We start from the raw sequence: 13,122 nt of genomic DNA on the forward strand, positions 1-13,122 counted from the left end.
GAAAAGCGGCGCAAAATCACGATAAATCAATTGCCGTCTGGCATTTATCCGCGCAAGGCATTATTCGGCTTGGAAATGCAATAGTTGGCAGAGGTGACAACCATTTCAAAGATAGCAGCAGTCATCGTGGCGGCTGGCCGTGGCGAGCGCTCCGGTCAGAGCGTCGAAGGGCCGAAACAATACCGGCGCATCGGTGGCGAAGCCGTTCTTGCCCGCACTTTACGCGCTTTCATCGAATGTCCGCTCGTTGACAGCATCGTTGTCGTCATTCACCCTGATGACCATAAGCTTTACGAAAGCGCCTTTCCAGAAAGCCGGGACGACATTCGCGTCGTAAATGGTGGTCCCACACGTCAGGAATCAACTCGTCTTGGTCTTCTTGCTCTGAAAGATCAGGCGCCGCAATATGTCATGATTCATGACGGCGTGAGACCATTTATCAGCCAGGATCTGTTGACGCGCATCGTGGAAACTCTCGCACCCGATGAAGGCGTGCTACCGGCTCTGGCAGTTTCGGACACGCTCAAGCAATCAGCTGCGGACGGAACAGTAAAAACGACGGTGCCTCGCGCTGGCCTGTTTGCGGCGCAAACACCACAAGCTTTTCCCTATGCGCCGATCCTCGATGCACATGAAAAAGCCTTCACGATCAATCGCTCTGATTTCACGGACGACGCTGCTATCGCCGAATGGCAAAATATCGCCGTCCGCATCATCGAAGGATCGGCAGACAATACAAAGCTTACCTGGGCAAAGGATATTGAAATGGCTGACAAGCGCCTGCGGCAAGAACACGTTTCGTTTCCCGATATTCGCACCGGCAATGGCTACGACGTTCATTCCTTTGAACCCGGCGATCATGTGACGCTGTGCGGTGTGAAAATCCCCCATGAAGCAAAACTCAATGGTCATTCAGACGCCGATGTCGGACTTCATGCGCTGACCGACGCCCTGCTTGCGACGCGAGGAGCGGGTGATATTGGCACGCATTTCCCTCCTTCCGACCCGCAGTGGAAAGGTGCAGCCTCCCGCATCTTTGTCGAACACGCCGCCAATATCGTACGTGAAGCAGGTGGGCGTATCGCCAATGTCGATGTGACCTTTATCAGCGAAGCACCGAAGATCGGTCCACACCGCGCAGCAATGACAGAAGCGCTTTGCGATATGCTGGGAATTGCCGCAGACCGGGTTTCCGTCAAAGCGACCACCAATGAGAAGCTCGGCTTCGTTGGGCGCCGCGAGGGTATCGCTGCCATTGCAACGGCAACCGTCATCTACCCCGGTGAGGTTCCCGAATGAGCGCACTCATCGCAGAAGAAAAAGCCATTGTCGCGCTGGAAGCCTGCCGCAAGGCCGGTGTAATGATCGCCACGGCTGAATCCTGCACAGGCGGGCTTATAGCCGGAGCCTTGACCGACATCGCCGGATCGTCCGATGTCGTAGATCGCGGCTTCGTGACCTATTCCAACGAAGCGAAAGCCGAAATGATCGGCGTTCCGATGGAATTGATCAATCGCGTTGGCGCTGTCTCGAAGGAAGTCGCGCTTTCCATGGCTGAAGGGGCGCTTTCTCACTCCCGCGCCAGTGTAACTGTGGCAGTTACAGGAGTTGCCGGTCCTGGCGGCAGTTCCAATGAAAAACCCGTCGGTCTCGTTCACATTGCATCGGCACGAAAAGGCCGCCCGACCCTTCATCGCGAATGTCGTTTCGGTCCCAAAACCCGAGCTGAAATTCGCCACGCGACGGTTATCGCCGCACTGGACCTCGTTCTGGAAAACCTTCGGTAAATTTAGAGCTTATACTTTTATCTACGGTGCCCTATCCTTGTCTTTGTCCAGGCAAGGAGATCATGGTGATGCGTTTCGATGGTAAGGTGGCAATCGTTACAGGTGGAGCAAGCGGCATCGGTGAAGCGACTGTTCGGGCTTTCGTTCGCGAGGGAGCAAATGTCGTCATTGCGGATTATTCGGAACATGGCCAGCAACTGGCCAACGAGCTTGCAGGCCGCACCGAGCGGGCAATATTCGTCAAAACCGATGTGACCGATACGAAAGCTGTACAGGCACTGATTGCCAAAACCGTCGAAACCTATGGCCGCCTCGATATCATGTTCGCCAATGCAGGCATTGCCGCAGACGGCCCGATAGACGAGCTTGATGAAGCTGTATGGCAAAAAACCATCGATATCAACCTCACCGGCGTCTATCTCTGCGATAAATACGCGATCGATCAGATGCGCTCGCAGGGTGGCGGCGTGATCGTGAACTGCGGCTCGATTCACAGTCACGTCGGGAAATCAGCTGTCACCGCTTATGCGGCAGCAAAGGGCGGCGTAAAACTTTTAACGCAGACGCTCGCCATTGATTACGGCGCGCAAAACATCCGGGTGAACGCAGTCTGCCCCGGCTATATCGATACGCCTCTTCTCAAGGATATTCCGGACGACAAAAAACAGGCGCTCGTGGCTTTGCATCCGATAGGTCGTCTCGGTCGCGCCGAAGAAGTAGCCAGCGTTGTTCTTTTTCTGGCAAGTGACGAAGCTTCCTTCGTCACTGGAGCATCCATACTGGTCGATGGCGGCTATACAGCGCAGTAAAGGCACATCCAGAAAAGGGTAAAACGGTTTTTCAGGCCAGACCGAAAATCTGGTCTGCCCGTTTCTCGAAGGCTTCTGAAAATTTCTTGAAAGCGAGATCGAACATCGTTCCCATAAGGAGGCCAAGGGTACGGCTCTTGAACTCATAATCGATGAAGAACTCGACATCGCATTCGCTTCCATCGCCCACCGGCTTGAAAGTCCAGCGGTTGTCGAGATAGCGAAACGGCCCGTCGAGATATTTCACATCAATGACGCTTTCCTCGGGCTTCAGCAGCACCTGACTGGTGAAAGTCTCGCGTATAAGTTTGTAACCAACCGTCATGTCAGCAATGAGAAGGGCCTTCCCGTCACGCTCCTTGCGGGAGCGAACCGACAAAGCCTCACACATGGGCAGAAACTGCGGATATTTCTCAACATCCGCAACGAGGCCGAACATCTGATCTGCCCGGTGATGCACCCGCCTGACGGTCGTAAACTGCGGCATTTCCTATCTCAGGCCCGCGCAGCAATCTGCGTTTCGCGCGCTGCCCTCAGCTTGGCGAAATCATCGCCAGCGTGATGCGAGGAACGCGTCAGCGGACTGGACGCAACCAGCAGGAAGCCTTTTGTCCGGCCAATCGTTTCGAACGACTTGAATTCGTCAGGGGTCACAAAGCGAATGACAGGATGATGCTTGCGGGTCGGCTGGAGATACTGACCGATGGTCATGAAATCCACATCCGCCGAACGCAGATCATCCATCAGCTGAAGAATTTCATTCCGCTCTTCGCCGAGACCGACCATGATGCCGGACTTGGTGAAAATAGTCGGGTCCAGTTCCTTGACACGCTGCAGCAGGCGGATCGAATGGAAATAACGCGCGCCGGGGCGAACTTTGAGATATTTCGACGGCACAGTTTCCAGATTGTGGTTGAACACGTCCGGACGGGCTTTGACCACGACTTCAAGAGCACCTTCCTTGCGCAGGAAATCCGGCGTCAGGATTTCAATCGTGGTCGCAGGAGTAGCTTCACGGATCGCCTGAATGACCTCAGCAAAATGCTGCGCGCCACCGTCGGCAAGGTCGTCGCGATCCACCGATGTGATGACCACATGCGTCAAGCCCATCTGCTTGACGGCCTTGGCAACATTCTCGGGTTCGTTCGGATCGAGCGCTGTCGGAATACCGGTCGAGACGTTACAGAAGGCACAGGCACGCGTGCAGATCTCGCCCATGATCATGAAGGTCGCGTGCTTCTTTTCCCAGCACTCACCAATGTTCGGGCAACCAGCTTCTTCGCAAACCGTGACCAGCTTGTTCGACCGAACAATATCGCGCGTTTCACTGTAGCCGCGCGAGACAGGAGCCTTGACGCGAATCCAGTCAGGCTTCTTCAGGACAACATTGTCCGGACGATGCGCCTTCTCGGGATGCCGTTCACGCTTGCCTTGGTTCACCAGGTCGAGAACTGTAACCATGCTTTTCCCTGCCTATCCGAAGCATTTTCATGAAATGCTTCCAAATTCGGTTCGGTCCTAATCCCTGCTCTCTACCCTGTCAACTTAAGCGATTTGCTACTCATCGCCGCGCCGCCAGTCCGAGAGCCCGGAAAACCAATGCCCATATCAAGCCAAACACCAAGCCCGCAGTGCCGAGCGCCAATGTAAGCGCCCAGACACCGTACCAGCCAGTTAGGGCCATTCCGTTGACCGATATGGTGTTGCCGCCAAGAACACTCAAAGTGCCGGCTGCAAACCCCAGCACCAGCCCTCCCACGGTACACCATTTGATGATGGGCCAGGCGGCACGCCGCCATGGCCCTCCGTTTTCGATCAGCGGAATGAGCGTCCCTCCGTCTTATGCATTCAACACGCGACCATACGCATCCAGAACGCTTTCCTTCATCATTTCCGAAAGGGTCGGGTGTGGGAAGACCGAATGCATCAGTTCTTCCTCGGTCGTTTCGAGATTCATGGCGATCACGAAGCCCTGGATGAGCTCGGTCACCTCAGCGCCGACCATATGGGCGCCGAGCAACTGTCCCGTCTTCTTGTCGAAGATAGTCTTGACCAGCCCCTGATCTTCTCCAAGTGCAATCGCCTTGCCATTTGCGGCAAACGAATAACGACCGACGCGGATATCGTAACCCTTTTCCTTGGCTTTTGCTTCTGTCAGACCGACGGAAGCGACCTGCGGGTTACAATAGGTGCAGCCCGGAATCATATTCTTGTCGAGCGGGTGAACGTTCGGAAGACCTGCAATCTTCTCGATGCAGATAACGCCTTCATGCTCGGCCTTGTGCGCCAGCATCGGCGGCCCGGCAACGTCACCGATAGCATAGATGCCCGCAACATTGGTCTTGCCATAACCATCGATGACGATGCATCCGCGATCCGTTTTGACGCCAAGCACTTCCAGGCCAAGATTTTCGATATTGCCCTGCACGCCAACCGCCGAAATCATGCGGTCCACCGTCAACGACTGCATCTTTCCGTCCTTGGTCTCGATATGGGCGGTCACATTGCTTGCGCCCTTCTCGACCTTGGTAACTTTCGCATCGGTAATGATCTTCAGACCGCGCTTTTCAAGCTGTTTGCGCGCGAATGCGGAAATCTCTGCGTCTTCAACCGGCATGATCTGCGGCATCAGTTCCACGACCGTCACATCGACGCCCATGTCATTGTAGAAAGAAGCGAATTCGATACCGATCGCACCCGACCCCATCACGAGCATGGACTTCGGCAGTTCCGGTGGAACCATTGCTTCGAAATAGGTCCAGATCAGCTTGCCATCCGGCTCAATGCCCGGCAAAGCGCGCGGACGAGCGCCGGTGGCGACAATGACGTGCTTCGCCTTGTAGGTTCCTTCACCTAGAACGCCCTTCGGGACAGGATTCTGCGGTTGCATCGGCTGCTTTGAGGTTTTGCCAACCGAAATCTCAACAGGATTGCTACCCGAAGCAGCCTTTACCAGCTTTGCCTCACCCCAGATCACATCGATCTTGTTCTTCTTCATCAGGAAGCCGACGCCGCCGTTGAGACGGGCCGACACACCACGCGACCGCTGAACCACAGCTTTCACATCAGGTGTAATCGTGCCTTCTAGCTTCAGACCGTAATCCTTGGCGTGTTCGCCAAAATGCAGGATTTCAGCCGAGCGCAAAAGCGCTTTGGTGGGAATACAGCCCCAGTTGAGGCAGATTCCGCCCAGATGTTCACGCTCGACGATAGCCGTCTTGAGGCCAAGCTGCGCAGCGCGGATTGCGGTGACATAACCACCCGGGCCCGAGCCGATAACAATAACGTCGTAAATGTCGGCCATATTGTCCTGCCTTTGCTCAGTTCACTTCTCGGGTGAGCAGCACCCAGTCGTGTCTTTTGTCCTGCCCAACGCGTTCTATCGCTTCGAGCCGCTCAATTTCCTTGAAACCATGGGCGCCGTAAAGGGAAAGCGCCACATCGTTGTGGCTTTCGGTTATCAGGCTGATGGTCTGGTTGCCGTTCCGACGAGCCAGGTCAATCTCGTTGGCGACAAGAGCGCGGCCAATTCCCTTGCCGCGGAACTCCCGATAAACGCCAACGCTGTCTATAAAGCGGTTCCCAATGACCTTGCGCTGCATCGCGATCAGCTGATCCATAACCGGATGTTTTGCCGACTGATCGTTAATGCTTTCGTCCACGGTAAAGCCGATGGAAAGCCCGGCAATCTCGCCAGCCCACTCGGCTATAGTCGTACTCTGCCAGCCCTCGGTGCCGTCGGCGCGCATATATTGCCGACCGCGTTCCATGGCCGTTTCAGTTTGTCCGTCAAGAACCGCACTGTACCAGAGCCATGACGCAAAACCGTGCGACGAGATATCGACAAGAATGGCGATCTCAGCGGCTTCACGGCGTTCGGCCCGGCGTAGGTTCAGTTGTCCAGCCATTCAAAAACCTCAGGCGTCGAGTTCAGCAGAACACGACGCCCTTGAAGTTGATCGATCAGACCAGCATACCCATCGGATTTTCGATGTGACGCTTGAAGGCCTGTGCAAGTTCAGCAGCCAACGCGCCATCGACGGCACGGTGATCGGTTGAAAGGGTTACGGACATAACGGTCGCAACCTTGATTTCACCGTTCTTGACCACTGCACGCTGTTCACCTGCACCGATTGCGAAAATGGTCGCATGGGGCGGATTGATGATCGCGGCAAAGTCCTTCACGCCGAACATGCCGAGGTTGGACACGGAGGTCGAACCACCCTGATACTCTTCAGGCTTCAGCTTGCGATCACGCGCGCGCTTGGCAAGGTCCTTCATCTCGTTGGAAATCGCCGATAATGTCTTTGAGTCCGACTGACGAACGATAGGCGTAATCAGGCCACCCGGAATGGAGACAGCAACGCCGACATCAGCGCGCTTGTGCTTGACCATGCCGCCTTCGGTCCACGACACATTGGCGTCCGGGACATCGCGCAGCGCCAGAGCCGTTGCCTTGATGACCATATCGTTGACCGAGAGCTTGTAGGCCGGAACCTCGCCCTTCTCCGTCTTGACCATCGGCGCAGCAGCATTGATCTGCGAACGCAGAGCCAGAAGCGCATCCAGCTCGCAATCGATCGTCAGATAGAAATGCGGAACGGTCTGCTTCGATTCCACCAGACGGCGGGCAATCGTCTTGCGCATGCCGTCATGCGGAACGATCTCGTAGGTGCCTTCTTCAAAAAGCTTGAGAACGGCATCATCCGACATCGGCTTTGGAGCGGCAGCAGAGACAGCTTCCGCCTTCGGCTGAGCAGCCTTGACCCCACCGGAAGCCAGAGCGGCTTCCACATCGCGCTGAACGACACGACCATGCGGGCCGGTACCCTTCACGGCAGCGATATCGACACCGGATTCCCTGGCGATACGACGCGCAAGCGGTGAGGCGAACACACGGTCCCCCTGATTCGAGGCGGCAGCGGACGGCTCCACCTTAGCCGGCGTGGGCGCCGCAACAGGAACTGCGGCTTCCTTTTGGACTTCAGCCGGCTTCGGCTCTTCTTTCGGAGCGTCAGCCTTCGAAACAGATGCTGCGCCCTTGGCTGCAGCCGCCACGTCTTCGCCTTCTTCTGCGAGGATGGCGATCAGCGCATTGACCTTGACGCCTTCGGAACCGGCAGGAACCACGATCTTGGCAACCGTGCCTTCGTCCACCGCTTCCACTTCCATCGTAGCCTTGTCGGTCTCGATTTCAGCAATAACATCGCCGGGAGCGATCTTGTCGCCTTCCTTGACCAGCCATTTCGACAGGTTGCCTTCTTCCATTGTCGGAGAAAGCGCTGGCATGGTGATATTGATCGGCATGTCCAGACCCTTTCTGTTTAAGCGGTATAGCTAACGGCTTTCACCGCTTCGACCACTTCGGCGACCGTCGGCAGCGCCAGCTTTTCAAGATTTGCCGCATAAGGCATCGGGACATCCTTGCCGGCAATGGTCAGGATCGGCGCATCGAGATAATCGAAGGCCTGCTGCATGACGCGGGTGGCGATTTCCGTACCAACGGACGACTGCGGGAAGCCTTCTTCCACAGTCACCAGACGGCCGGTCTTCTTGACCGATTCCACAACCGTTGGAATATCCATCGGGCGGATCGTACGCAGATCGATGATTTCAACATCGATACCCTGCTGGCCCAACTCTTCGGCCGCCTTGATAGCATAGGTCATGCCGATACCGAACGAAACGATGGTCGCGTCCGTGCCCTGCTTGTGAATGCGGGCTTTGCCGATCGGCAGAACGAAATCATCAAGCTTGGGCACATCGAAATGATGACCGTAGAGAATTTCGTTTTCGAGAAAGATCACCGGATTCGGATCGCGGATTGCAGCCTTCAGCAGGCCCTTGGCGTCGGCTGCCGTGTAGGGCATGATGACCTTGAGACCCGGAATATGGCTGTACCATGCCGCGTAGCACTGCGAATGCTGAGCAGCAACGCGTGCAGCCGCACCGGACGGACCACGGAAGACCATCGGAGCGCCCATCTGCCCGCCGGACATATAAAGCGTCTTGGCGGCGGAGTTCACAATCTGATCGATTGCCTGCATAGCGAAGTTGAAAGTCATGAATTCAACGATCGGACGCAGACCTGCAAAAGCAGCGCCAACACCTACACCGGCAAAACCGTGCTCAGTGATCGGGGTATCGACAACGCGCTTGGAACCGAACTCATCGAGAAGCCCCTGCGTTACCTTGTAGGCGCCCTGATATTCGGCAACTTCTTCACCCATCACGAAAACGTTCGGGTCGCGGCGCATTTCTTCTGCCATCGCATCACGAAGCGCATCACGAACTGTCATCGAAACCATTTCGGTGCCAGCCGGAATGTCCGGGTCGGACGCGACTTCGAGTGCCGGAGCCTTGGGAGCAGCCGGAACAGAATCAGCCTTTTTTTCTTCGGCTTTCGGCTCTTCCTTCGGTGCTTCAGCCTTCGCAGCCGGAGCAGAACCGATATCGGAAGCGCTTTCGCCGTCACCGAGAAGCACGGCAATCGGCGTATTGACCTTCACGCCTTCAGTGCCTTCATCGACAAGAAACTTGCCAATCGTACCTTCATCGACAGCTTCGACTTCCATCGTCGCCTTGTCGGTTTCAATTTCAGCGATCACATCGCCGGACGTAACCTTGTCGCCCTCCTTCTTCAGCCACTTGGAGAGCTTGCCCTCTTCCATGGTTGGGGAAAGTGCGGGCATGAGAATTTCTACGGGCATGACAACACCTTCCTGGAATTAGAGCAGAATATCCGTGTAGAGCTCGGATGCATCCGGCTCCGGATCGTTTTGAGCGAAATCAGCAGAATCAGCGACAATGTCGCGGACGTCCTTGTCGATTTCCTTCAGCTCTTCCTCGGTTGCCCAACCCTTGTCGATCAGACGCTGCTTGACCTGCTCGATCGGATCATGTTCGGAGCGCATCTTCTGCACTTCTTCCTTCGAGCGATACTTTGCCGGGTCCGACATGGAGTGACCGCGGTAACGATAGGTCTGCATGTCGAGAATGATCGGTCCCTTGCCGGAGCGGGTCCATTCCACGGCCAGATCGGCAGCAGCTTTGACCGCACGAACGTCCATGCCGTCCACCTGAATACCCGGAATATTGAAAGAAAGACCGCGCTTCGAGAAATCAGTTTCAGCGGAGGAGCGCGAAACCGATGTGCCCATGGCATAGCGGTTGTTTTCGATGATGTAGACTACCGGCAGCTTCCACAGCGACGCCATGTTGAAGCTTTCGTAGACCTGCCCCTGATTGGAAGCGCCATCGCCGAAATAGGTCAGCGTTACATTGTCGTTGTCGCGATAACGATTCGCGAACGCAAGGCCTGTGCCAAGCGAAACCTGCGCACCAACGATACCGTGACCGCCGTAGAAGTTCTTCTCTTTGGAGAACATGTGCATGGAGCCGCCTTTACCCTTGGAAAGGCCGCTGCGACGTCCGGTCAGTTCAGCCATAACGCCACGCGCGCTCATGCCCGCTGCAAGCATATGACCATGATCGCGATAGGCGGTGATAACCTGATCACCTTCCTTCAGCGCCATCTGCATGCCGACCACTACGGCTTCCTGGCCGATATAAAGGTGACAGAAACCGCCAATGAAGCCCATGCCGTAAAGCTGGCCGGCCTTTTCTTCGAAACGCCGGATCAACAGCATTTCGCGATAAGCGTCCAGCTCCTGCTTCTTATCGAAATTTGCAGGCGCAGGTGCCTTGGGTGCAGTCACAGAAGTCGCCTGCGTTTTGCCGGCAGGCGACTTTTTAGCCCTCGGTGCCATATCTCGCTCCCTAAATTGTCGTTCTATTGTGACGTTATACGGGCATACCACAAGATACAATATGCGCTCAGAGCATAGCTGCTATGTCGCCAAGCCCTTAAAAACATACCACAAAAAGACAATTAACTGGATTTCGGTTAATTCGATCTATCTTCCCTGGAGGTGATAATTGTCACCTCGTCGGGATGGGAGAGATTAAGCGCCCTGCGTGCCTGCTCGTCAAGCATATCCTTCTCGATAGAGCCATCACGCAAAAGTGCGACTCGCTTTTCGAGCGCAGTGCGGTCTGCTGTTACCTGTTCGAGCTGTTTGGTCAGAAGGCTCTTTTGTTCTTCAAGCTGGATACGGGAATAGAGGCCGAATTCGCCGTGATAGGCATGAAAGCCGAAATAGCTTAGAAACGCAGCCGTCAGAATGGGCAACACAAACCGCCCACGGATCGATTTACGCTTCTGCTTGGTCCACATTTCGACTTCCTTCCCGGATATTCGGAGTTGCGACGAATCCTGATAAGAGCGTCAATCCGAATTTCACCATGAAGCATTATTTTGCTTAACAGAGATTTACCACAGGGCGATGTCGGGAGCGGGTATCCTGATTTTGTAAACGCCGGGCGAGTAAAGCCAGTATGGAAGGAGCTGTCCCGTTCAGACGAGAATCGAGAACGGCTCGTCATAAAGACAAACCGTTCTCTCTTGTCGGCATGAAAATGCCTGAAGGGTTCAAACGTCAACAATCGTAGAAAACCCGCCCATAATCATGCGCTTGCCATCAAATGGCATCCGCTCCCCCATCGCCTTCATACGCGGGTCGCTCATCATCTTGCTGTTTGCAGCATCGCGCGTTGCTTTGTCGGGATATTCAAACCAGGAGAACACAACCTCCTCGTCTTCGTCCGCCTTAACTGCACGGCGAAAATCGGTAACCTTGCCTTCCGGCACGTCATCTCCCCATGCTTCAACCATGCGCGTCACACCAAACTCTTTGAATAATACAGCCGCTTCCGCGGCATGCTTGCGATAGAGTTCCTTGTTCGCCTTGGGAACCGCGACGACAAATCCTTCAATGTAAGCCATTTTCTCTCTCCCGTTGACAGATCCGCCCACGGCTTCGTCAGTTGCGTTTCAAGCCGTTCCCTCATTGGTTCGAACACCAATGCAACAATATTGATATCAATATAATTATATAGGGTCAAATGCTCGGATATCTGAGGACATAATGCTGAAACGAAAAAAGGCGGACCGAAGCCCGCCTTTTATGGCTCTCAGAAAAGATTAGAGGAACTTCAGTGCGCTGCGGCCTGCATAGCGGGCCTGCTTGCCCAGTTCTTCCTCAATGCGGATAAGCTGGTTGTACTTCGCGGTGCGGTCCGAACGCGCCAGCGAACCGGTCTTGATCTGGCCGCAGTTGGTGGCAACAGCGAGATCGGCAATCGTCGAATCCTCGGTTTCGCCCGAACGATGCGACATGACAGCAGTATAGCCAGCCTTGTGAGCAGTCTCGACAGCATCGAGCGTTTCCGACAGCGATCCGATCTGGTTGACCTTGACGAGAATCGAGTTGGCAACGCCCATGCGAATACCGTCACGCAGACGGGCCGAATTGGTGACGAACAGATCGTCGCCGACAAGCTGGCACTTGTTGCCGATAAGATCGGTCAGATACTTCCAGCCTTCCCAGTCATCTTCAGCCATACCGTCTTCGATAGTAACGATAGGATAGTCGCCAGCGAGCTTGGCAAGATACTTGGCCTGAGCCTTTGGATCCCGCGTCTTGCGTTCGCCCTCATAGACGTAATTGCCGTCCTTGAAGAACTCGGTCGCTGCACAATCGAGTCCAAGAGCAATATCTTCACCCGGTTTGAAGCCAGCTTTCTCAATCGATTCCATAATGAAATCGAGTGCAGCCTGGGCATTCTTCAGGTTCGGCGCGAAGCCGCCTTCGTCGCCGACATTGGTGTTGTGACCGGCATCCTTGAGGCGCTTTTTCAACGTATGGAAAACTTCCGAACCGTAACGAACAGCTTCACGAACGGATGAAGCGCCGACCGGCAGAATCATGAATTCCTGAAAATCGATCGGATTGTCGGCATGTGCGCCGCCATTGATAATGTTCATCATCGGGACCGGCAGAACATGGGCGTTTGTGCCACCGACGTAGCGATAGAGCGGAAGACCGGTCGCCTGGGCCGCAGCCTTGGCAACGGCAAGAGAGACACCCAGGATTGCGTTGGCGCCGAGATTGCCCTTATTGGCCGAACCATCGAGCTCGATCATCGTCTGGTCGATAAGCAGCTGGCTTTCCGCATCCATGCCCGCAATAGCGTCAAAAATCTTGCCATTAACAGCTTCAACGGCTTTTTCAACGCCCTTGCCAAGATATCGGCTACCACCGTCGCGCAACTCTACGGCCTCATGTGCGCCAGTCGATGCGCCGGACGGAACGGCAGCGCGTCCGAAGGAGCCATCTTCAAGCACGACATCCACTTCGACGGTTGGGTTGCCGCGGCTGTCGAGAATTTCGCGGCCGACGATGTCGATGATTGCAGTCATAGGAACCAGTCCTTCCCTATAGATTGCCCCGCCATATCCGCGAGGCACTTAACAAATCCGATGCGGTCATTTCATAGCGCATAATCCTGAAAGTTTGCAGACATTTCAGAAAAGATTATGCACCGGCCCAGTTTTTAAGCCTTGGAGCATTTCCAGCAAAAGTGCGAAGCGGTTTTGCGTAGGATAATGCGGCAAAACAATTCGT

The 13,122-nt window shown here is 55.1% G+C and carries 14 protein-coding genes; 3 read left to right on the forward strand and 11 right to left on the reverse strand.

The annotated features are described in order from the left end of the window. The first annotated feature begins 84 nt into the window (after positions 1-84). The 3 genes from JNC70_RS10950 to JNC70_RS10960 all read left to right on the forward strand — a co-directional run bounded on the left by JNC70_RS10950 (position 85) and on the right by JNC70_RS10960 (position 2,596). A complete protein-coding gene (locus JNC70_RS10950; RefSeq protein ID WP_104756327.1) occupies positions 85-1,299 on the forward strand; it encodes a bifunctional 2-C-methyl-D-erythritol 4-phosphate cytidylyltransferase/2-C-methyl-D-erythritol 2,4-cyclodiphosphate synthase in 1,215 nt (404 codons plus the stop codon). Then, positions 1,296-1,787, forward strand: coding sequence for a CinA family protein (locus JNC70_RS10955; protein ID WP_104756328.1), 492 nt, complete (start codon positions 1,296-1,298; stop codon positions 1,785-1,787). Before JNC70_RS10950 ends, JNC70_RS10955 begins: the two co-directional genes overlap by 4 nt. 68 nt (positions 1,788-1,855) lie before the next feature. Then, positions 1,856-2,596: an SDR family NAD(P)-dependent oxidoreductase gene (locus JNC70_RS10960; RefSeq protein WP_104756329.1), complete on the forward strand. Its 741-nt coding sequence runs from the start codon at positions 1,856-1,858 to the stop codon at positions 2,594-2,596. 31 nt (positions 2,597-2,627) lie between these two features. Here JNC70_RS10960 and JNC70_RS10965 read toward each other — a convergent pair whose 3' ends face one another. From JNC70_RS10965 to eno, 11 genes are all read right to left on the reverse strand, one after another. Next, entirely contained in the window at positions 2,628-3,083 is a 456-nt protein-coding gene (locus JNC70_RS10965; RefSeq protein ID WP_104756330.1) for a type II toxin-antitoxin system RatA family toxin, read from the reverse strand. Between the two features lie 8 nt (positions 3,084-3,091). Continuing rightward, positions 3,092-4,057: a lipoyl synthase gene (gene lipA, locus JNC70_RS10970; RefSeq protein WP_104756331.1), complete on the reverse strand. Its 966-nt coding sequence runs from the start codon at positions 4,055-4,057 to the stop codon at positions 3,092-3,094. Positions 4,058-4,157: 100 nt separating this feature from the next. Next, positions 4,158-4,355: a hypothetical protein gene (locus tag JNC70_RS10975; protein WP_104756332.1), complete on the reverse strand. Its 198-nt coding sequence runs from the start codon at positions 4,353-4,355 to the stop codon at positions 4,158-4,160. A gap of 81 nt (positions 4,356-4,436) precedes the next feature. Further along, positions 4,437-5,900 carry a dihydrolipoyl dehydrogenase gene (gene lpdA / locus JNC70_RS10980; RefSeq protein WP_104756333.1) on the reverse strand — a complete coding sequence of 488 codons (1,464 nt, stop codon included), beginning with the start codon at positions 5,898-5,900 and terminating at the stop codon, positions 4,437-4,439. Positions 5,901-5,916: 16 nt separating this feature from the next. Beyond that, complete coding sequence (locus JNC70_RS10985; RefSeq protein ID WP_104756334.1) at positions 5,917-6,504, reverse strand: GNAT family N-acetyltransferase; 588 nt, start codon at positions 6,502-6,504, stop codon at positions 5,917-5,919. Positions 6,505-6,559: 55 nt separating this feature from the next. Then, positions 6,560-7,903, reverse strand: coding sequence for a pyruvate dehydrogenase complex dihydrolipoamide acetyltransferase (locus JNC70_RS10990; RefSeq protein WP_104756335.1), 1,344 nt, complete (start codon positions 7,901-7,903; stop codon positions 6,560-6,562). 17 nt (positions 7,904-7,920) lie between these two features. Further along, a complete protein-coding gene (locus JNC70_RS10995; RefSeq protein ID WP_104756336.1) occupies positions 7,921-9,306 on the reverse strand; it encodes a pyruvate dehydrogenase complex E1 component subunit beta in 1,386 nt (461 codons plus the stop codon). 18 nt (positions 9,307-9,324) lie between these two features. Further along, positions 9,325-10,365, reverse strand: coding sequence for a pyruvate dehydrogenase (acetyl-transferring) E1 component subunit alpha (pdhA, locus tag JNC70_RS11000; protein ID WP_104756337.1), 1,041 nt, complete (start codon positions 10,363-10,365; stop codon positions 9,325-9,327). Between the two features lie 137 nt (positions 10,366-10,502). Continuing rightward, positions 10,503-10,832 carry an FtsB family cell division protein gene (locus JNC70_RS11005; RefSeq protein ID WP_104756338.1) on the reverse strand — a complete coding sequence of 110 codons (330 nt, stop codon included), beginning with the start codon at positions 10,830-10,832 and terminating at the stop codon, positions 10,503-10,505. Positions 10,833-11,087: 255 nt separating this feature from the next. After that, positions 11,088-11,441, reverse strand: coding sequence for a DUF1428 domain-containing protein (locus JNC70_RS11010; RefSeq protein WP_104756339.1), 354 nt, complete (start codon positions 11,439-11,441; stop codon positions 11,088-11,090). Positions 11,442-11,639: 198 nt separating this feature from the next. Then, positions 11,640-12,917 (reverse strand): phosphopyruvate hydratase, encoded by a 1,278-nt coding sequence (gene eno / locus JNC70_RS11015; protein WP_104756340.1) that lies wholly within the window; start codon positions 12,915-12,917, stop codon positions 11,640-11,642. Positions 12,918-13,122: the final 205 nt, after the last annotated feature.

The organism is Brucella oryzae (genome assembly GCF_041929965.1).
Taxonomy (GTDB): domain Bacteria; phylum Pseudomonadota; class Alphaproteobacteria; order Rhizobiales; family Rhizobiaceae; genus Brucella; species Brucella oryzae.